Source organism: Pseudomonas sp. JR33AA, assembly GCF_021378985.1.
Classification (GTDB): domain Bacteria; phylum Pseudomonadota; class Gammaproteobacteria; order Pseudomonadales; family Pseudomonadaceae; genus Aquipseudomonas; species Aquipseudomonas alloputida.
Genome location: NZ_JAJSAW010000029.1, coordinates 1 through 20,501, shown reverse-complemented (window position 1 = coordinate 20,501; position 20,501 = coordinate 1). Strand labels below are relative to the sequence as shown.

Annotated in this window: 19 protein-coding genes; 12 read left to right on the top strand and 7 right to left on the bottom strand. The window is 62.8% G+C overall.

The genetic code is table 11. The features are described from left to right. Positions 1-322 precede the first annotated feature (322 nt). The 5 genes from LVS58_RS24565 to LVS58_RS24545 all read left to right on the top strand — a co-directional run bounded on the left by LVS58_RS24565 (position 323) and on the right by LVS58_RS24545 (position 7,349). The gene (locus LVS58_RS24565; RefSeq protein WP_233693186.1) at positions 323-1,132 is read left to right on the top strand and encodes a gamma-glutamyl-gamma-aminobutyrate hydrolase family protein; all 810 of its coding nucleotides are present in this window, start codon (positions 323-325) and stop codon (positions 1,130-1,132) included. A 566-nt stretch (positions 1,133-1,698) separates the two neighbouring features. Next, on the top strand, positions 1,699-2,610 hold the full coding sequence (gene kdgD / locus LVS58_RS24560) for a 5-dehydro-4-deoxyglucarate dehydratase (protein WP_233693185.1): 912 nt from the start codon (positions 1,699-1,701) through the stop codon (positions 2,608-2,610). A gap of 104 nt (positions 2,611-2,714) precedes the next feature. Beyond that, entirely contained in the window at positions 2,715-4,079 is a 1,365-nt protein-coding gene (locus LVS58_RS24555; RefSeq protein WP_021781698.1) for an MFS transporter, read from the top strand. 77 nt (positions 4,080-4,156) lie between these two features. Next, positions 4,157-5,710: a galactarate dehydratase gene (gene garD, locus LVS58_RS24550; RefSeq protein ID WP_233693184.1), complete on the top strand. Its 1,554-nt coding sequence runs from the start codon at positions 4,157-4,159 to the stop codon at positions 5,708-5,710. A 58-nt stretch (positions 5,711-5,768) separates the two neighbouring features. After that, positions 5,769-7,349, top strand: coding sequence for an aldehyde dehydrogenase (NADP(+)) (locus LVS58_RS24545; RefSeq protein WP_233693183.1), 1,581 nt, complete (start codon positions 5,769-5,771; stop codon positions 7,347-7,349). A gap of 132 nt (positions 7,350-7,481) precedes the next feature. On the opposite strand, the gene LVS58_RS24540 is transcribed toward LVS58_RS24545, so the two are convergent. Further along, positions 7,482-8,231 carry a FadR/GntR family transcriptional regulator gene (locus LVS58_RS24540; protein WP_003247694.1) on the bottom strand — a complete coding sequence of 250 codons (750 nt, stop codon included), beginning with the start codon at positions 8,229-8,231 and terminating at the stop codon, positions 7,482-7,484. A gap of 167 nt (positions 8,232-8,398) precedes the next feature. On the opposite strand from LVS58_RS24540, the gene LVS58_RS24535 reads away from it, so the two are divergent. Together LVS58_RS24535 and LVS58_RS24530 are read left to right on the top strand one after the other, a co-directional pair. Next, the gene (locus LVS58_RS24535; RefSeq protein WP_233693182.1) at positions 8,399-9,049 is read left to right on the top strand and encodes a DUF998 domain-containing protein; all 651 of its coding nucleotides are present in this window, start codon (positions 8,399-8,401) and stop codon (positions 9,047-9,049) included. Positions 9,050-9,123: 74 nt separating this feature from the next. Continuing rightward, positions 9,124-9,453, top strand: coding sequence for a hypothetical protein (locus tag LVS58_RS24530; RefSeq protein WP_233693181.1), 330 nt, complete (start codon positions 9,124-9,126; stop codon positions 9,451-9,453). Between the two features lie 31 nt (positions 9,454-9,484). Here the strand turns inward: LVS58_RS24530 and LVS58_RS24525 are convergent, their stop codons facing one another. Then, positions 9,485-10,405, bottom strand: a complete 921-nt coding sequence (locus tag LVS58_RS24525; protein WP_233693180.1) for a LysR family transcriptional regulator — start codon at positions 10,403-10,405, stop codon at positions 9,485-9,487. Positions 10,406-10,443: 38 nt separating this feature from the next. Next, positions 10,444-11,418 carry a quinone oxidoreductase family protein gene (locus LVS58_RS24520; RefSeq protein ID WP_233693179.1) on the bottom strand — a complete coding sequence of 325 codons (975 nt, stop codon included), beginning with the start codon at positions 11,416-11,418 and terminating at the stop codon, positions 10,444-10,446. Between the two features lie 255 nt (positions 11,419-11,673). On the opposite strand from LVS58_RS24520, the gene LVS58_RS24515 reads away from it, so the two are divergent. Further along, a complete protein-coding gene (locus LVS58_RS24515) occupies positions 11,674-12,582 on the top strand; it encodes a LysR family transcriptional regulator (protein WP_233693187.1) in 909 nt (302 codons plus the stop codon). Here the strand turns inward: LVS58_RS24515 and LVS58_RS24510 are convergent, their stop codons facing one another. Further along, a complete protein-coding gene (locus tag LVS58_RS24510; protein WP_233693178.1) occupies positions 12,583-13,101 on the bottom strand; it encodes a DMT family transporter in 519 nt (172 codons plus the stop codon). A gap of 309 nt (positions 13,102-13,410) precedes the next feature. Between LVS58_RS24510 and LVS58_RS24505 the strand changes: the two genes are divergently transcribed. Next, on the top strand, positions 13,411-14,175 hold the full coding sequence (locus LVS58_RS24505; RefSeq protein ID WP_233693177.1) for a hypothetical protein: 765 nt from the start codon (positions 13,411-13,413) through the stop codon (positions 14,173-14,175). Positions 14,176-14,320: 145 nt separating this feature from the next. On the opposite strand, the gene LVS58_RS24500 is transcribed toward LVS58_RS24505, so the two are convergent. Next, on the bottom strand, positions 14,321-14,902 hold the full coding sequence (locus LVS58_RS24500; RefSeq protein ID WP_233693176.1) for a hypothetical protein: 582 nt from the start codon (positions 14,900-14,902) through the stop codon (positions 14,321-14,323). 215 nt (positions 14,903-15,117) lie between these two features. On the opposite strand from LVS58_RS24500, the gene LVS58_RS24495 reads away from it, so the two are divergent. Further along, positions 15,118-17,250, top strand: coding sequence for a TonB-dependent receptor (locus LVS58_RS24495; protein ID WP_233693175.1), 2,133 nt, complete (start codon positions 15,118-15,120; stop codon positions 17,248-17,250). Positions 17,251-17,335: 85 nt separating this feature from the next. Here the strand turns inward: LVS58_RS24495 and LVS58_RS24490 are convergent, their stop codons facing one another. Both LVS58_RS24490 and LVS58_RS24485 read right to left on the bottom strand, forming a co-directional pair. Next, positions 17,336-18,628 carry a PQQ-dependent sugar dehydrogenase gene (locus LVS58_RS24490; RefSeq protein ID WP_233693174.1) on the bottom strand — a complete coding sequence of 431 codons (1,293 nt, stop codon included), beginning with the start codon at positions 18,626-18,628 and terminating at the stop codon, positions 17,336-17,338. Beyond that, positions 18,625-19,053 carry a DUF2231 domain-containing protein gene (locus LVS58_RS24485; protein WP_233693173.1) on the bottom strand — a complete coding sequence of 143 codons (429 nt, stop codon included), beginning with the start codon at positions 19,051-19,053 and terminating at the stop codon, positions 18,625-18,627. Before LVS58_RS24485 ends, LVS58_RS24490 begins: the two co-directional genes overlap by 4 nt. Before the next feature lie 164 nt (positions 19,054-19,217). Here LVS58_RS24485 and LVS58_RS24480 point away from each other — a divergent pair, with 164 nt between their 5' ends. Both LVS58_RS24480 and LVS58_RS24475 read left to right on the top strand, forming a co-directional pair. Then, entirely contained in the window at positions 19,218-19,502 is a 285-nt protein-coding gene (locus LVS58_RS24480) for a hypothetical protein (RefSeq protein WP_003247660.1), read from the top strand. A 332-nt stretch (positions 19,503-19,834) separates the two neighbouring features. After that, positions 19,835-20,501: toxin VasX (locus LVS58_RS24475; protein WP_325175993.1), on the top strand; the 667-nt coding region annotated here is incomplete at its 3' end.

Here is a 20,501-nt window from a genome sequence, read left to right as displayed (position 1 = left end):
AATGGGCAATGGGGCGTGGCCTTCATTGCACCGCTGCAAAGACCCAACTGCGTCGTTAAATATTATTGACCAACACCCCCGCCAAACCCACGCCGCCACAGGCCCGCATCGGTTTCAGGCCCCGGGAAACGGCGTATCCCCCGCGTTAAAGCCCGCTTCCGTCGTTTGACATATCGAACGGCTCTGGCAAGCTATCTACAAGCCCCGACCGGAATCGTCGCCTCTGACGAGCCGGCAGTGCTCGGGGCTACAGGCAGCACCCAAGGCCCCGCGCCGTGCGCCTGCACAACAACGACAGGTCGAACCTGTCCCAAGGTGACATATGTCCAACAGCAACATTGGCAACAAGCAACCTTCCCTGCGCAAACCCGTCGTCCTGATGACCATGGGCAGCCAAGAGCGCAAAGGCCATGACTACCAGGTCATGACCCACAAATACATTACCCCGTTGGTCGAGTTCTCCGACTGCGTCCCGGTGTTGGTGCCCACCTGCTGCGGCACTGAAGACCTCGAGACCTACCTGGACATGGCCGACGGCGTGTACCTGACTGGCGCTGGCAGCAACATCGACCCTGCCCTGTATGGCCAGGAAAACCAGACCCCAGGCAAAGGCCAGGACCAGAACCGCGACCTGTTCGACATTCCGCTGGTCAAGGCGGCGATCAAGCGTGGCCTGCCCATCTTCGGCATCTGCCGTGGCATGCAGGAAATCAACGTGGCCCTGGGTGGCGACATTTACCAGAAGGTGTATGCCGAACCTGGGTTCAATGACCACCGGGAAAACCCCGAAGACCCGGTTGAAGTGCAGTACGCCCAGGTGCATGGGGTGAAGATCCAGCCCGGCAGCTGGCTGCACGACACCCTGGGTACCGACGAGATTCGCGTCAACTCGCTGCATGGCCAGGGCCTGCGCACGCTCGGCGCCGGTATTGAAGCCATCGCCCGTGCCGAAGATGGCCTGGTCGAAGCGATTCACGCGCCAAGCATTTCGCCGTTCCTGTTCGCCGTGCAGTGGCACCCTGAATGGCAAGCGGCGAAGAACCCTGATTCGATAAAGATCTTCCAGGCTTTCGGCGATGCTTGCCGGGCCCAGGTACGCAAGGCGCAAATCAAGCGCCAGCACGCGGCCTGACCTTCAGTTTCCTCTGCTTTGATCGCGGGGCGGTGCAAGGCCGCCCCCGTTTCCCCGGTCACCCTCTGCTGGTCCCAGAACACTTCCCGTGGAACCGGGCGGCGGGCTTGTGCCTGTCTCCGCGATCGTTTTTTTCCTTCCTTTCCCTTAGAGATACGATGACTGGCCAGGTGTTGGTCGTTGTATCTGCTGCGCCTGTGAAATCGAGCGCCGCCCGCGCGGCGCTTCGCGGGTAAACCCGCTCCTACGTTTGTTTCGGGCCAGTATCGCTTGGGTCAGACGCGCGCGACCGCCTTGTTTGTACGACGCGATATCGAGGCATGCGCCAAGGCGTTCGCGCGCAAATGCCACAGGCATAACTGGCCCGAAACAAACGTAGGAGCGGGTTTACCCGCGAAGCGCCGCGCGGGCGGCGCTCGATCTGCGCCACCACACACCTGTCCAGACGGCCACCCTGGCGAGAACAAAATTTCTGAAAAGGGACTGGTCATCGCACAAGTTGTACGATAACTTACCTCCAACGCAAAACAACACCCTCACCCAAGCGCCACAGGATGCCAACAACAATGAATCCACAAGAACTTAAATCCATCCTCTCCCACGGCCTGCTGTCTTTCCCGGTCACCGATTTCAATGCCCAGGGCGACTTCAACCCGGCTGGCTACATCAAGCGCCTTGAGTGGCTGGCCCCATACGGCGCCAGCGCGCTGTTCGCCGCTGGCGGTACCGGTGAATTCTTCTCCCTGGCCGCCAGCGAATACAGCCAGGTGATCAAGACCGCGGTCGACACCTGCGCCACTTCGGTACCGATCCTCGCCGGTGTCGGTGGCTCTACCCGTCAGGCCATCGAATACGCGCAAGAAGCCGAGCGCCTGGGTGCCAAGGGCCTGCTGTTGCTGCCGCATTACCTGACCGAAGCCAGCCAGGACGGCGTCGCCGCCCACGTCGAAGCGGTGTGCAAATCGGTAAACATCGGTGTGGTGGTGTACAACCGCAACGTCTGCCGCCTGAATGCCGACATGCTGGAAAAACTGGCCGAGCGCTGCCCGAACCTGATCGGCTACAAGGACGGCCTGGGTGATATCGAGCTGATGGTGTCGATCCGTCGTCGCCTGGGCGAGCGCTTCAGCTACCTGGGTGGCCTGCCGACCGCCGAAGTGTATGCCGCCGCCTACAAGGCCCTGGGCGTACCGGTGTACTCCTCCGCGGTGTTCAACTTCGTGCCGAAAACCGCCATGGACTTCTACAACGCCATCGCCCGTGACGACCAAGCCACCGTGGCCAAGCTGATCGACGATTTCTTCCTGCCATACCTGGACATCCGCAACCGCAAGGCCGGCTACGCCGTGAGCATCGTCAAGGCCGGCGCAAAGATTGCCGGTTACGACGCCGGCCCGGTGCGTACTCCGCTGACCGACCTCACCGCCGAAGAGTACGAAATGCTCGCCGCGCTGATGGACAAGATGGGCCCGCAGTAAGCGCTGCCCGCGGCCTGCCCGATGCCGCGCCCGGAGTGGGCCTGCCCCACTCCGGTTACAATTCGTGAGCCCGCACAAAAATAACTAGTGGGAGTATTGCCAGCATGCAAGCGACTAAGAAAACGCATGTGCGCTACCTGATTTTGTTCATGCTGTTTCTGGTGACCACGATCAACTATGCCGACCGCGCTACCATTGCCATCGCAGGCTCCAGCCTGCAGAAAGACCTCGGCATTGACGCCGTAACCCTCGGTTATATCTTTTCCGCCTTCGGATGGGCTTACGTGGCTGGCCAGATTCCTGGTGGCTGGCTGCTCGATCGCTTCGGTTCCAAGAACGTCTACGCCTTCAGCATCTTCACCTGGTCGCTGTTCACCCTGCTTCAAGGTTTTGTCGGTGGCCTGCCGGTTGCCTGGGCCGTGGTCACCCTCTTCACCCTGCGCTTCCTGGTCGGTTTCGCCGAAGCCCCGTCATTCCCGGGTAACGCGCGCATCGTCGCCGCATGGTTCCCGACCCAGGAACGCGGCACGGCGTCGGCCATCTTCAACTCGGCGCAGTATTTCGCCACTGCACTGTTCGCCCCGATCATGGGCTGGATCGTGTTCAGCTTCGGCTGGGAGCACGTGTTCGTGGTCATGGGTGTGCTGGGCATCATCTTCTCGATGGTGTGGCTGAAGACCATCTACAATCCGCGCCAACATCCGCGCATCAGCCCAAGCGAACTCGAGCACATCGAGCAGAACGGCGGCCTGGTCGACATGGACCAGAAGCGCGGCAGCGACGGCCCGAAATGGGGTTACATCAAGCAGTTGCTGACCAGCCGCATGCTGCTGGGCGTATACCTGGGCCAGTACTGCATCAACGCCATCACCTACTTCTTCCTCACCTGGTTCCCGGTGTACCTGGTGCAGGAACGTGGCATGACCATTCTCAAGGCCGGCTTCATCGCCTCGCTGCCGGCAGTGTGCGGTTTTATCGGCGGCGTCCTGGGTGGCGTGATTTCCGACTGGCTGCTGCGCCGCGGCAACTCGCTGACCTTCTCGCGCAAACTGCCGATCGTCTGTGGTCTGCTGCTATCCACCACCATGGTGTTCTGCAACTACGTCGATGCCGAGTGGATGGTGGTTGGCTTCATGACGCTGGCGTTCTTCGGCAAGGGCATCGGCGCGCTGGGCTGGGCGGTGGTGGCGGACACTTCACCCAAGCAGATCGCCGGGCTGTCCGGTGGCCTGTTCAACACCTTCGGCAACATCGCGTCGATCACCACCCCGATCGTGATCGGCTACATCATCAGCGCTACCGGTTCGTTCAAGTGGGCGCTTGTGTATGTGGGTGCCAACGCGCTGGTAGCGGTATTCAGCTACCTGGTTATCGTCGGGCCCATCAAGCGTATCGAATTGCGTGATGCTGCCCCAAAGCCACACGCTGAGCCTGCCACCGACGGCGAACTGGCCAGCTCCCGTCACTGAAAGCACACGCCCGCGCCGGGTCACCCGGCATGGGCGGATGTACAAAAGCCTGAGAACCTGACAAGTAGGGCCCAAACATGCAGTTGATCGAACATTCCGACTCGCCCCGCTACGTCCGCCTGCACGACGACGACAACGTCGTGGTCGTGGTCAACGACGGCGGCTTGGGCGAAGGCGCCCGCTTCGCCGACGGCCTGACCCTGATCGAAGACGTGCCGCAAAGCCACAAGGTGGCCACCGTGGCCATCGCCAAGGGCGAGCCCGTGCGCCGCTATGGGCAAATCATCGGCTACGCGCTGCAAGACCTACCCCAAGGCAGCTGGGTTCAGGAAAGCCAGCTGGCCATGCCCGCCGCCCCGGAACTGGACAGCCTGCCGCGCTGCGATGCAGTGCAACAACCGCTGCCGCCGCTGGAAGGCTTCACCTTCGAGGGCTATCGCAACGCCGACGGCACTGTCGGCACCCGCAATATCCTCGGTATCACCACCACCGTGCAATGCGTGACCGGCGTACTGGAACATGCAGTCAAGCGCATTCGCAACGAATTGCTGCCCAAATACCCCAACGTCGATGACGTGGTGGCCATTACCCACAGCTACGGCTGCGGTGTGGCAATCAACGCCCGCGACGCTTATATCCCGATCCGCACCGTGCGCAACCTGGCGCGCAACCCCAACCTTGGCGGCGAGGCACTGGTGATCAGTCTGGGCTGTGAAAAACTGCAAGCCAGCCAGGTGATGCACGACAACGACCCGTCGGTGGACCTCAGCGACCCATGGCTGTACCGCCTGCAGGATGCCAGCCTTGGCTTTGTCGAAATGATCGAGCAGATCATGGACCTGGCAGAAACCCGCCTGAAGAAGCTCGACCAGCGCCGCCGCGAAACGGTCCCGGCCAGCGAACTTATCCTCGGCATGCAATGCGGTGGCAGCGACGCCTTCTCGGGCATCACCGCCAACCCGGCACTGGGCTATGCCGCCGACCTGCTGGTCCGCGCTGGCGCCACCGTGCTGTTCTCTGAAGTGACCGAGGTGCGCGACGCGATCTACATGCTGACCTCGCGCGCGGAAAACCAGGACGTTGCCGACGCGCTGGTGCGCGAAATGGACTGGTACGACCGCTACCTGCAGCAAGGCGCCGCCGACCGCAGCGCCAACACCACGCCGGGCAACAAGAAAGGCGGGCTGTCGAACATCGTCGAGAAATCGCTGGGTTCGATCGTCAAGTCGGGCAGCGGCGCTATCCAGGGGGTGCTCGGCCCAGGCGAGCGGGTCAACCGCAAAGGCCTGATTTTCTGCGCCACCCCGGCCAGCGACTTTGTCTGTGGCACCTTGCAGCTGGCGGCCGGCATGAACCTGCACGTTTTCACCACCGGACGCGGCACCCCCTATGGCCTGGCCATGGCGCCGGTGGTCAAGGTGTGCACACGCAGCGAACTGGCCCAGCGCTGGCCTGACCTGATCGACATCGACGCCGGTCGCATCGCCAGTGGTCGCTCGACCCTCGAGGAGCTGGGTTGGGAGCTGTTCCATTACTACCTGGACGTAGCCAGCGGCCGCAAGCAGACCTGGGCCGAACAACACCGGCTGCACAACGACATCACCCTGTTCAACCCGGCGCCCATTACCTGATGCCGCAGCCCTGACCTCGCATTCACACACGCCACCTTCAAGCCCACAGGAGCACCCCATGCCTGAAATCCTCGGCCACAACTTCATCGCCGGCCAGCGTAGTGCCGCTGGCCCTCAGCGCCTGCAGAGCCTGGACGCCAGCACTGGCGAAGCCCTGCCCTACAGCTTTGCCCAGGCCACCGAAGCCGAAGTGGACCAGGCGGCCAAGGCCGCTGCCGCTGCCTTCGCCGAGTTCCGCCAACTGGCCCCGGCACGTCGGGCCGAATTCCTCGACGCCATCGCTGCTGAACTCGACGAACTGGATGACGCCTTCGTCGCCATCGTCTGCCGCGAAACCGCACTGCCGGCCGCCCGCATCCAGGGCGAGCGCGGCCGCACCAGCGGGCAGATGCGCCTGTTCGCCCAAGTGCTGCGTCGCGGCGACTTCCTCGGCGCGCGCATTGACCTGGCACTGCCCGAGCGCCAGCCGCTGCCACGCGTAGACCTGCGCCAGATGCGCATCGGCGTGGGCCCGGTCGCCGTGTTCGGGGCCAGCAACTTCCCGCTGGCCTTCTCCACCGCCGGGGGTGATACCGCCGCTGCCCTCGCCGCAGGCTGCCCGGTGGTATTCAAGGCGCACAGCGGCCACATGGCCACGGCCGACCTGGTCGCCTGCGCCATCGTGCGCGCCGCGGAGCGTACCGGCATGCCCAAGGGCGTGTTCAACATGGTATTTGGTGGCGGCGTGGGCGAGTGGCTGGTCAAGCACCCCGCCATCCAGGCGGTTGGCTTCACCGGCTCGCTGAAAGGCGGTGATGCCCTTTGCCGCATGGCCGCTGAGCGCCCGCAGCCAATCCCGGTGTTTGCCGAGATGTCCAGCATCAACCCGGTCATCATCCTGCCAGGCGCCCTGGCCAAACGTGGCGAGGCCATTGCCCGCGAGTTGGCGGGGTCCGTGTGCATGGGGGCCGGGCAGTTCTGCACCAACCCTGGGCTGGTGATTGGCTTGCAGTCGCCACAGTACAGCCAGTTGCTTGCCGACCTTGGCCAGTACCTGGACCAGCAAGCGGGGCAAACCATGCTCAACGCTGGCGGCCTGCGCAGCTACGTTGGCGGCCTTGAACACCTGCATGCCCATGCCGGTATCGAGCATGTGGCCGGCCAGGCGCAGGAAGGCAACCAGGCGCGCGCTCAGCTGTTCAAGGCCGATGCACGCCTGCTGGTCGAGTCCGACCCGCTGTTGCAGGAGGAAGTCTTTGGGCCTACCACTGTGGCTGTGGAGGTGCAGGACAACGACCAACTGCGCGCCGCGCTGCTCGGCCTGCGTGGCCAGCTGACCGCGACGCTGATCGGCGAGGCAGAGGACTTCGATGCCTTCGCCTGGCTGGTGCCGCTGCTGGAGGAGAAAGTCGGGCGAATCCTGGTCAATGGCTACCCGACTGGTGTCGAAGTCTGTGATGCGATGGTGCACGGAGGCCCGTACCCGGCGACCTCAGATGCGCGTGGCACCTCGGTCGGCACTTTGGCCATCGACCGCTTCCTGCGCCCGGTGTGCTACCAGAACTACCCACAGACACTGCTGCCCGAGGCACTGCGCGACGGCAACCCGCTGGGGCTGCGGCGGTTGGTGAACGGGCAATGGAGTGACGGGGTGATCTGACTGGTTGCCAGCAACAAGAAAGCCCTGCGCACGGCGGGGCTTTTCTTTTGACTGTACCGGCCTCTTCGCGGGCAAGCCCGCGCCTACAGGGCTATCTTGCCCGCGAAGAGGCCGGTACAGGCAGCAAAGGCTTCAGGTCCCTTGCGCTTCAGCCGCCTCATGCGCCTGGCGCAAGCGCTCGCGGCTGTTGCTCAGGTGCATGCGCATGGCCATCTTCGCCCCTTCGCTGTCACGCCGGGCAATCGCCTCATAGATCGCCTCGTGCTCATGCATCAGGCGGCTCATGTAATGCGCCTGGTCATCATGGGCCAGGCGCGCCGAATTCAGCCGGGTGCGCGGGATGATGCTGGTACCCAGGTGGTTGATGATGTCGGCGAAGTAGTGGTTACCGCTAGCCTGGGCAATGCGCAGGTGGAACTGGAAGTCCGCCGACACCGCATCAGTGGCGTGGGCCGCCCCCTCGTTCAGTTCGTCCAGCGCCGCCCGCATGCCGGCCAGGGCTTCGTCACTTCGCCGCTGGGCTGCCAGCCCGGCCGACTCGATCTCCAGGGCGATGCGCAACTCCAGCACCGCCAGCACTTCGCGCAGGGTGACCACGGTGGCCGGGTCGATACGGAAACCGCCCGTAGCCGGCGCATCCAGCACGAATGTACCGATGCCGTGGCGGGTCTCTACCTGCCCGGCGGCCTGCAACCGCGAAATCGCCTCACGCACCACCGTGCGGCTGACGCCCTCTTCGGCCATGATCTGCGATTCGGTCGGCAGCTTGTCGCCGCGCTTGAGCTGGCCGCTGCGAATGCGTTCGGTCAGCACCGTGACCAGTTCCTGAGCCAGACTGCGCGGCTTGCGCCGGGTCCTTGCCTGTACCTGCTGCTCTGTCATTGCCCTGTATTTCACCTTGAAAGACAGCGCTCATCATAGCGCAAGCAGTTGTACGATCACATACACCCCGTGCGGTATTTATTGCGCGCAGAATCGCTGGCCCATGGTCTGCGCGAGCCTGTACTGTATGCCTTCACGCTCACTGATCCATGGAAGGAATCTGCAGTATGAAAACCCTCGACCGCCTTTTGCTCGGCAGTGGCCTGCTGATCCCCCTATGGCTGCTGGCGGGGGTATGGCTCACCGCTCAGGCCTACCCTGGCTATGATCACCTGCAACAGGCCATGAGCCAGCTTGGCGCGGCCGGCTCGCCAACCCACAGCTGGTCGCCGCTGGTCAACAACTTCCCTCTGGCCGTGCTGTTTGCCCTGTTTGCCTGGGGCCTGCTGCGGCGCTGGCGTAGCTCGAAGCTGGCGCTGCTGAGTGCGGGCATGGTGTTGCTGCATGGCATTGGCAGTCTGGGTACCGGCTGGTTCCCCTGCGACCAGGGTTGTGCACCGGCACAGCCATCTACCTCGCAGCAACTGCATAACCTGTTTGGTCTGCTGATGTTCCTTTCGCTGACCTTCGCCAGCGCCCTACGGGCATGGCTGGGCAACCGCCTTGCAGGTTCCCCCGCCCTGGCGCTGTTTTCCCTGGCTTGCGTGGTGTTGGCGATTACCACCGTCGCGTTGATGGGCCAGGCGGTGCAGAGTGGCCAGCTGTTCGGCCTGTACCAACGCCTTAACTATGGTGTTTCGGTGCTCTGGGTTGCCAGCCTGGCCTGGACAAGCCTGCGCAAGCCCGCGGCCAGTCCTCTGCGCATGGCTGTGACCTGACGGCAAATTGCTGGCCCACGGCTGCGGAAAGCGGAGGCAAACTCCGTTCTCTTTCAGATGCTTAGGACAGCAACATGCGAGTACTTCTAGCAACGATGGCCGGCTGCCTGCTGGCCACCTTCGCTTTCGGCGCCCAGGCCAGGGCACTGAGCCAGAACGATCGCCACACCTGCGGCTGGGGCGCGCAGATTGCCGCCGAGGCCCAGCAGGCCAAGCTTTCGGGGGTGAACTTGTATGCCATGCGCAAGAAGCTGCAGGTACGCAAATTCCCCAAACCCTGGATGCGCATGACCGCCTTCGGCATTACCGAGCAGACATACAACAGCCGCTCGCGGCTCAAGCCAGCAGCGATCAAGCAGACGTACTTCGAGCAGTGTGTTCAGCATGCCGTTGCAAGACGATAACGCCTTGTTTAGGCGCCCCTGCAAGGCCGCATCAGCGTCGCCAAGGGGCGCCTGCCTTGAAGCGATCTTCCAGCCAGGCCTTGAAGACGCCCATCGCGGCCGTGTTCAGGCGCGCGGTCGGCCGTACCAGGTAAATGCCCGCTGCCTTGTCCAGTTGCCATTGCGCAAGCACCCTTACCAGGCGTCCGCTGGCCAGGTCCTCGCCCATGAGCCAATCACCCCCGGCCAGAATACCCACGCCGCGCCGCGCCGCCTCCAGCAGCGCTTCGTTGTCATTACTGCGAAGGCTGCCGGCAACCTTGACACTTACCTGTCGCCTATCACTCATCAGGCGCCATTCAGGAAACGATCGTAAGCCATTGAAACCCAAGCAGTTATGCCCAGCCAAATCCTCCGGCTGTGCAGGTTCCCCATGCCGAGCAAGGTATTGAGGAGAAGCGCACAGGATCCGCACGTGATCGCACAATTTCGTTGCCACCAGACGATTGTCCGCCAGCTCACCAATACGGATCGCGGCGTCGAAGCCCTCGCCGATCAGGTCGACGAAACGATCGGCATACTCGGCCTCCACCATTACCTGCGGGTAGGCCAGTACAAAGTCGGCGAGCATGCCGCTCAACCAGCGTCGGCCCATGGCCGCCGGAAGCGCCAGACGCAGGCGCCCACGAACCGTGGCCGCACCTTCAGCGGCCTCTTCCTCCGCTTCGGCAATCAGCCGGCTGGCCTCGAGAACCTTGGCTACCAGCCGCTCGCCCTCATCGGTAAAGCGCAGCTGCCGCGTACTGCGCTCCACCAGGCGAATGCCCAGCCGCGTCTCTAGTGCACTCAGGCGTTTGGACAGCACCGTAGGGTGGCGCTCCAGTTGCCGCCCGGCGGCAGCAAACGAGCCCTGCTCATACAAGGCCAGCAGGGTGGCAAGTTCATCAGCGCGGCGACTGTCGAAGGTTTCCATGGCAAGGCTCGGCTCAGGGCGGTGGAATCAGAGGGGGATCAGGCAGTCAGCACCAGCGCGCCCTCCGACCGCCCTTGCTCCAGGTACTCGTGGGCCTTGGCTGCTTCAGCCAGCGGGAAGCATCGCCAGACCCGAGCCTGGACGATACCTTCGGTAACCGCCGCCAGCACATCGGCCGCGCGCTGCTGGTACTCCTCGGCCGTGCGGGTGTGTGCTGCCAGCGATGGCCGGGTCAGGTACAGCGAGCCATAGGCATTGAGCGTGGCCACCTCGATGGCGGGCGGTGCACCGGAAGTGCCGCCGAACGATACCAACAAGCCACGCACCCTCAGGCTGCCCAACGAGGCCTCGAGCGACACCTTGCCCACGCAATCGTACACCACGTCCACACCTTGGCCGAGGGTCAGCTCGCGCACCTGGCTGGCCAAGGTTGCCGCGTTGAACACCAACACATGCTGGCAGCCCGCCGCCCGTGCCCGCGCCACACTTTGCGGGCGCGATACCACCCCTATCACCGTCGCCCCCAGGTGCCGCGCCCAAGGCGCCATCAGTTGGCCCAAAGCACCGGCCGCACCGTACAACAACACCTGGGTGCCCGGCCCTACGGCATAGGTGGTTTTCAACAGATATTGCGCCGTGATGCCCTTGAACATCACCGCTGCGGCGGCCTCGTCCTCCAACTGCGGCGGCAGCCGGACCAGCCGGTCGGCCGGGAACAGCCGGCCGCTGGCATAGGCACCGACCGGCCCCATCGCGTAGGCGACACGGTCGCCAACCTGCACATTGTGCACCCCCTCGCCAATGGCCGAGACCCTGCCAGCGCCTTCCAGCCCCAAGCCCGAAGGCAATGCCAGCGCTGCTCCACCCTTGCGCTGCAACACATCCAGCGGGTTCACGCCTATGGCCGTCTGCTCCAGCCAGACCTGGCCAGGCCCGGGAGATTGGGCTGCTACGTGTGCAAGCTGCATCACGTCGGCAGCGCCGGTGCTATTGAGAATGATGCGGGTAGCCATGATCAAATCCTGCTGAATGAGTACTCGAGTCAGGCTAAACAGGAAGGAAAAGTTGAACAATCAGCCGGGATGCAGTTGATTTCTGCACCCCTTGCAGCAATTCAATCAGTGCATCAGCAACCCGTCAGCACTTTAGGGCGCCGTTCACTGGCGAAGAAAGGCCGAGGTGAACAGCCGGCACAAACCTTGTAGGCGCACACACAGCATTTGTTAAGCTGATTCACGTCGCCAGAAATGACCAAGGCTATTCACCCGATGGATGAACTGCGCAAGATCGACCTCAACCTGCTGCTCGCCCTGCACGCCCTGCTCAGCGAAAGGCACGTGACCCGTGCAGCCCTGCGCCTGCACCGCAGCCAACCAGCGGTCAGCCATGCCTTGGCGCAGTTGCGCAAACACTTCGACGATCCCTTGCTGGTACGCCAAGGTGGCGGCATGGCCCTTACCGCCCGCGCCCAATCGCTGGCACAACCGTTACAGGATGCACTGAGCAATCTCGACAGCTTGCTGGCCACCCCGCTGTTCGAGCCAGCCAAGGCCCAGCGCCGGTTCCGGCTGTCGCTGTCCGACTACGCTTCGCGGATCATCCTGCCGCACCTACTGCGCCACCTTCGCCAGGTCGCGCCCGGGGTGGATCTGGCCATCAGCCAGGCCAGCCGTGAAACCATGTTGGCGCAGTTGCTCGATGGCGAGCTGGATCTGGCCCTGGGCCTGTTCCTCGAACTGCCTCAGGACATCACCGCCCAGCCCCTGTTTGCGGACCGCTTCATCAGCGTTGCCGATCGCCAGGTGCTGCCTGCCAGCGGCGGCATGGCCCTGGAAGACTGGCTGGCACGCCCACATGTATTGATGGCCATGCGCCCGGATGCTTTCGATGAAATCGAGCGCGCACTGGCCGCCCGGGGTCTGCGACGCCGTATTGCCCTGGCCTTGCCACACTGGAGTGCGGCAGTCGAAGTGCTGCCCGGCACCGACCTGATCCTGACGGTAGCCAGCCGCGCAGTGGGGTCGTTGCGCCAGCACAAGACACTGCGCCAGTTCACGCCGCCACTGGCCATCCCCTCGTTCGACTATCAGCAGGCCTGGCACAACCGCAAGGACAGTGACCCCGGGCACCGCTGGTTGCGCGAAACCGTATGGGCCTGCAGCCAACCAGGGCGCTGATCAGTTTTCCTGCCCCTTCACAGCTGACGCGGAATGGGTCGGTGATGCCGTTGCCCAAGTACCCTGTACCAGCAGCACTCCGCACAGGATCAGCACCACGCCTGCCACCCTGACCAGGCTAAGCGGCTTGCCACGCAGCCCCATCACCCCGTAGTGGTCGGCAAGCACAGCCGTGATGATCTGCCCCGCCACTACCAGTACCAGGAACCCTGCTGCGCCCAGTTTAGGGGTGAGGGCTGCGGCGCCGGCTACATACATTGCCCCGAGCACGCCACCAATCCATAACCACCAGGGCCCTTGCAAGGCCTTGCTCATGTCTGGCGCCGGTACCCGAATAATCAGCAGCGCAGCGATCACCACCAGCATGCTCACCGTCAACGATGTGAAAGCCCCCCACAGCCAGTGCCCAAGTGCCCGGCCTGCCGCAGCATTACCTGCGGCCTGGAACGGCAACACAGCGCCGGCAAGCAACGCCAGGGCGACAGGAAGCGCCAGCAGGAGCATTGATTTACTGAACATGGCAGTCCTCATCCAAGGTATCGATGGCCACCATGATGGTGCATTGCCCAGTACTGATAGAAATCAAAATCCTGCACGTGAACTATTCGTACCATGCATAGTGAAACAGGGGTATGCGCCGCACGGCTGGCCCGCCATAATCTGTCGGAAGGGCGGTTCGCAATCCTGACCTCGCAAGGCGCAGACGGCGGCCTGGCACCGCTGGGGCTGGCGACGCGCCTGGTAATCACCTCGGTCAGTCCTGCCTTGGCTGTGCACGTGCCTGGCCGGCAATCGACTGCACCGTGCCACTGCCATGGAGCCTCAACAATGAGCGATGACCGAAAGTCGCTGATCGACCTTGGCCAACTGCCAACCCGCAACCTGGCCGAATGCCTGGCGGTGGATCAAGCCGCGTTGGTCAACGCCTTGACAGGCCAACTGCCCACGGCAGTGGTAGAGCACCTCGCTGCCAGTGCGGACCAGGTCCAGGCACTGGGCCTGTCAAAAAAAGTGGCGGCCATTGGCCTGGCACTGGGCAAGTGGCTGGAGCAGGCCCCCGAGTCTTTGCGCCAGCAGGTGTTCGAGCAATGCTGCACGCACCCATCCGATACCGTGCGCAGCTGGGCGGCGTTCGCTCAGGCGTTCCTGTCACGCTCGCAGCCTGCGGAAGATGCCCTGCTGGCGCAGTTTCGCTTCGCCCGCGATGAGCACTTCGGCGTGCGCGAATGGGCCTGGATCGCCCTGCGGCCGCGCCTGGCACAGCACCTTGAAGCGGCCTTGGCGCTACTCGGCCGCCATACCGGCGATGCAGACCCACTGGTACGTCGGTTCTGCATCGAGATCCTTCGCCCGCGCGGCGTTTGGTGCGAGCACATTGCCACGCTCAAGCAACAACCAGAAGTGGCCGAGCCGTTGCTGGTACCGCTGCTGGCCGAAGCCGAGAAATACGCCCAGGACTCGGTTGCCAATTGGCTCAACGACGCCAGCAAGACCCGCCCCGACTGGGTGCTTCAGCTGTTTCAGCGCCATCCCCCGGACTGCAAGGCCTCACAGCGCATCCAGACCCGGGCTACCCGAAGCCTGCCCCAGTGAACCACCAAGTCGACTACTGCGAACGTGCCGAGCCCCATGCCTTGATCGAAGCCGCCGACTACTGAGACCCGCTCCCCGGCACCGGCCTACCCGGACCGCAAACGGCCGATCGTAGGCGAGTAACCGAGGTCGGCAACGGCCAAGGTCAACGCGAGGTTTCGACGCGCAGTACTTCGGTGTAGATCGCGTCAACCGTCTGGCCAACCTTGAGGTTCTTCATGCGTTTCTGCAGGTCTGGATTCTCGACCTTGACCACCTGTAGCTTGCCCTCCGGTGGCAACAGGCTCACCTCATGCGTCTCGAGGTCGATCTTCTTGATCTGAGAGGTAACCTTGACCTGGCGGAACGCCTCGCCGCCCGGGTGGGGGTTTTGCTCGGTTGCACGGATGGTACCGGACTCTTCAGTCGCTTTCGGTGCCCCACCCACTTCCGGATTGAGCACATAGGCCACTGCGCGGGTCACGTAGATGTCGACTTGGTCACCGACTTTAAGGTTGGGCAGCGCTTTGGCCTTTTCGGTCAGCTGGAACGTCACATCCTTCTTCTCGTCAGGGCCTTTCACCGTGACCTGGCGGGTGGCCAGGTCGATAGCCGTTACCTGCGTGGTGACGTGGCTTTCCAGCGCCTCGCTCCCGATGGGGATACCGGCAGCCTGTACCGTGAAGCTGGCAGCAGAGGCCAGCGTGGCAAGGGCTACAGCACGAGCGAGAGTACGAATGGGGTTCATAGGCGTGCTTCCATGTGATCAAGTCCGAGTAGGCGCGTGAAAGGCTCACGCGCTAACAAGCATAGCCATTACCTGCCGCCTTGCCGGTCCTCCCGGTGCGCGACGCATTTCGACGCCGAACCACTGTTATAGCTAATACGAATGCTTTACACTTGCTTTACATTTGTAAATCATTATTATTCGCGACCTCCGATAACAACAAAGAGTCGCCTGTAATGGCAAAAAGGTCTGTTGCCCCAGCATCCATTTCCATGCTGGGCCTGCTCGTTGTGCCTGCTGTCCACGCTGCCGCCCAAACCGATACGCAAGGGAGCCTCGCCCTGCCCACCACCGCCGTCACCAGCGTTTATGAGCAGCAAAGCTACAAGGCCAGTGAAAGCCGCAGCGCCATGAAGATCGACGCGCCGCTGCGCGATATCCCGCAAACCGTCAACGTCGTTCCGGAAAGCGTGATCAAGGACCAGGGTGCACAGTCCATGGAAGACGTGCTGAAGAACGTGCCCGGCATCGGCCTGTCCAACGGCGACGGCCAGCGCGATCAGGTGACCATCCGTGGCTTCAGCGCCATTGGCGACATGTATATCGACGGCGTGCGTGACGACGCCTTGTACTTCCGCGACCTGTCCAACGTCGAGCGTGTCGAGGTGATCAAGGGCCCGGCCGCGGTGCTGTATGGCCGGGGCTCTTCGGGCGGGCTGATCAACAGCATCAGCAAGAAACCAAGCTTCACGCCCAAGCGCGAAATGGGCATGAATTTCGACAGCGAAGGCAAACGCCGAACCCAGTTCGACACCGGCTGGGCCGACCCGCAAAGCAACCAGGCCTACCGCGTGACCGGTGCCTTCGAAGACAGCGACACCTTCCGCGATGATGGCTACATCGACCGCAAGGCCATCGCACCGTCGGCCTACTTCCGTCTCTCGGACGACCTGGAACTGAACCTGGGCGCCACCTACCTGTACGACAAGCGCCTGATCGACTTCGGCATCCCGGCCCTGGGCAACCGCCCGGTGGACGTGGACCGCGACAAGCGCTTCGGCTCTGGCGATGCTGACCAGGATTACGCCCGCAGCGAGGTGTTCTCGCTTACGGCCAGCCTGGACTACCGCATCAACGACAACTTCACCCTGACCAACACCAGCCGCTATTACCGCTACGACCTGGACCGCAACAACACCTTGGCCGACAGCAGCCCGACGCGCTTCGTCACCGCGCCCGATGGTGAACTGCTGATCAAACTCAACCGCGGCAACGTCGCCCGCGATGAGTACGGTGTGTTCAACCAGACGGAGCTCAAGCAACAGGCGCAACTGGCCGGTATGCAGCACAACCTGTTATATGGCGTGGAAGCAGGCTTTCAGGACAAGTACCAGCGCGTGTTGAGCCAGACCAACGTGGCCCAGGTACCGGTGTACCGTGATGCCTTGGTGCCGGTACCGGAACATGCCGCCAACCTGTCTTCCAAGGGCACCAACTTCCAGCAGACCACCGGTCTGTACGTGCAGGACATGATCGAGCTGAACGCGCACTGGAAGGCATTGGTCGGTGTGCGTTATGACATCTTTGGCCAGGAGTACGACGACGACCGCGTGCAAAACATCGACCTCGATCGTACCGACAAGACCTGGAGCCCGCGTGCGGGCCTGGTCTACCAGCCAGACGCAATCCAGTCCTACTACGTGTCGGTCAGCCGCAGCTATCAGCCTTCGGGCGAAGTGTTCGCGGTGAGCCCGAGCAACCAGCACCTGGAGCCGGAAGAAACCACCAACTATGAAATCGGCGCCAAATGGGACCTGCTCGACAGCCGCCTGTCATTGACCGCCGCAGTGTTCCGCCTTGAGCGCACCAACATGAAGACTGCCGACCCGGCCAACCCCAACCTGACCGTATTGGCTGGCGAACAGCGTACCGATGGCTTCGAAGCCACCGTCAGCGGGTATCTCACCGACAAGTGGCAGATCTATGCCGGTTACGCTTACCTGGACGCCGAAATCACCAAGTCCAACAGCAAGACCAATGGCGTGGCGAACGAAGGCCAGACCCCTACCCTGACGCCGCGCAACAGTGCCAACGTCTGGCTGGTACGTACCCTGACACCGGAGTGGCGTGTGGCCGCCGGAGCCAACTACGTCGACGAACGCTACACAGCGCTCGACAATGTGGTGGTGATGCCGGGCTATACCACCTTCGACGCCGCGCTGCTGTACAGCGTGCAGCAGTGGGATGCCGCGCTGCGCCTGAAAAACGTGTTCGACCGTGACTACTATGCCTCGGCACATGGCTCGGTCGACCTGATCACCCCAGGGGCACCGCGTACACTGGAAGCCAGCTTCAACTACCGCTTCTGACCCGTGCGCAACGCCTGTCAGTCAGCAATTGGGCCGCTCTGCGGCCCATCGCCAACAAGCTTTGCCGATTTTGACCCGATAGCATTCAGCGATTACGCGTCACCCGCCACACTGTATTCGCCAGGTCATCGGCAATGATCAACGCCCCCCGCGGGTCCACCGTCACCCCAACCGGTCGCCCACGGGTCCTGCCATCCTCACCGCGAAAGCCCGTGGCGAAGTCGATGGGCTCCCCTGCTGGCTTGCCATTGCTGAACGGCACGAAAATCACCTTGTACCCCACCGGGTTGGGCCGGTTCCAGCTGCCGTGCTCGCCCACGAACACACCGTCGGCAAAGCGCTCGCCCATTGCCGAGGTCGAGAAGTCCACACCCAGTGCAGCCACATGCGAACCCAGGCTGTAGTCCGGCTTGATCGCCGCCGCCACCTTGTCCGGGTTCTGCGGCCGCACCCGCTCATCCACATGCTGCCCCCAGTAGCTGTAAGGCCAACCATAGAAGCCCCCTTCACGTACCGAAGTGAGGTAGTCCGGCACAAGGTCCGGGCCCAGCTCATCCCGCTCGTTGACCACCGTCCACAACTGCCCGGTTTGCGGCTGGATGGTCAAGGCTGTCGGGTTACGCAAGCCGGTGGCATAGGGCCGGTGTGCGCCGGTCTCGGCATCGACCTGCCAGACCATGGCCCGATCGATCTCCACCTCCAGGCCGCGTTCGGTGATATTGCTGTTCGAGCCGATACCCACATACAAGAAGCGGCCATCCGGGCTGATGGTCAGCGCCTTGGTCCAATGGTGGTTGATTTCGGCCGGCAGGTCGGTGACCTTGGTTGGCGGGCCGTCGGCCTGGGTCTGGCCTTCCTTGTAGTCAAAGCGCACCAGCGCATCCTGGTTGGCGACATACAGCTTGCCGTTGGCATAGGCCAGGCCGTACGGTGCGTTGAGGTTATCCGCAAACACGGCCTGTACCTCGTAGTTGCCATCGCCGTCAGCATCGCGCAGCAGGGTCAGGCGGTTGCCACCCTTGACCTGGGTATTGCCCTTGGCCTTGATCTGGCTGGCGATCACATCCTTGGGCTTGAGCTTGGCCGCGCTGCCTCCCCGGCCCTCAGCCACCAGAATGTCGCCATTGGGCAGCACCAGGCTCTGGCGCGGGATTTTCAGGCCGGTGGCAATGGCGGTGACACTGAAGCCCTCCGGCACGGTCGGTTTCAGTTCGCCCCAGGCAGCCGGTTGCGCGATCTTCATGCTCGGCAGCAAGCCACGCTGAGGTTCCGGCAGCTTCGGGTCCGGGCCATGGGCCTGGGTCGGCTCGCCGTCGCCACCACAGGCACTCAGCAATAGCGCCACGCCCAGCAGGCTAAAGGCATGCAAAGGCTTCATGCCACACCCCCCGAGCGCAGGTTGCTCAAACCGGTCCAGGCGGCCACCACCGCCAGCACTGTCACGATTACCGACAACACCAGCCCGGAAGGCATCACCGCCCAGGCATCCTTGGCATGCTCAAAGGCATTGATCAGCCCAAGCCCCCAAGTCACCAGCAGCAGCACGAAGTACAGCGCAGCGCGCCCGCCCTTGCGCTCGGCGCGGATCAGGTTGGCCAGCGCGAACAACAGTGCCAGCCCACAGAACACCAGGGCACCGGCGATCAGCCAGGCGGCGAAGTTGCTCCACTGAATCTGGTAGCTGTTGTAGTAGGCGATATCGCTCAGCAGCGCGCCAAGGAACAACGATACACAGCCTGCCAGCAGCAAGGCGTGAAGCGGGCCGGGTTTACAGCGGTAGAGGGTTTGATCAGATGCGGTCACGGTGCCTCCTTTTCGTTCAGTGACCCAGGGCTAATGGTCTTGCGCCATCAGGCAAGCGCAGGTTGCGCTTAGCAAAGGAGCCCCTTGACGCCGCGATAGTTCACCGCTTCGCTGTAATGAAATATCCTGCAAGGCTTTTGCTGCCAAGCGCAGAAGGGGAATACATGAGCAGACCAAACGCGTACTGGGCCCTGGCCACCCTGCTCGGCCTCAGCCTGGCTCTCGCCGGCTGCTCCAGCAACGCCAGCAAGGCACGCTACGCCACGCCTGCAGTGGGCTCCAACTGCTTTGCCAAGGCCGTCCCCACTACCGGGGAAGGCGGCCTGGCCTGGGGCAATACATTGAGCATTGCGCGACAGAAGTCCCTGAATAACTGCGTGCGTTATGCCAGCCGATCGGGAGGCACGCCCAGGACTTGCCAGGTAGTGATGGCTAAGTGCAAAAACTGAACATTTAACAATCTTAAAGTACGAAACTTCCTACAAAAATACTGCAACTTTTCACACGATATTGCGCAAACACAATACCTATACATTCAAATAAAATCTTACACTTTCAGCCTCGACCCAAAAGCAGCGATCGAGGCATTGTCTTTCACTTGAACTCCAGATACTTGATCGCCCGCTCATCTCAGCAAGTAAGTAGGAAACTTCTTACAGTATAGAGTCGGGCCTGAAATCCAGCACAGTTTGAATAACGACATTTCAGTCTTGTCAGTACTGAAAGTTGCTGCAGTGCGTCTCTGGTTCGAAAAGACTGTCTCTCTGAGCAAGGAGCTCGCATGACCAATGCCTCCGTCAGCAGCGCCACCTCCGGCCCTGCCTGTAGCGCACGCATACCCATCCTGCCGGTGCGCTACGCCATCGTGCCCCGCACCGGCGACGCCCCCGCCTGCCGCTATGCCGATGCAGGCTTCAACCTGGAACAAGGCTTCCCCACGTTGCAGCACTCGGCCTACACCCTGCGCGCTTTGCGCCCAGGCTATGTCTACGTGTTCATGAAAGGCCCTCTGGGCGAGAAGCTGTTCATTCACGAGCACGTCGGCGCAGGCCTCTACAAGGCGCTGCGCTACCAAGGGCTGGAGCACTACCACCGACGTGAGCGCTACCTGTCCGGCCAGAGCACGGGCTGGGTGTGGGCCGACACCTGTCAGGACACCGCCAAGGAAGTGTGGATCGGCTACAGCCCGCACTTGTGGACCAACGCCATCACCGCCCGCATCACCGGTTCGGCAGCCCTGCGCAAACGGCACATGCGCCAGCTGGACATGGCCGAGCTGGTGAGCGGCAACCAGGCGCCGTCCACCCAGCCCCATGTGTTGCCGGTGAGCGCCCTGCAAACCTGGGTCGAAGACTTCAAGCCAACCGAGCGGCGCATGCCGCTGACCTGGAGCAGCGACCCGATCACCGAAACCTTGCCCATCGGCAACCTCAATGCCATCGCCCGCG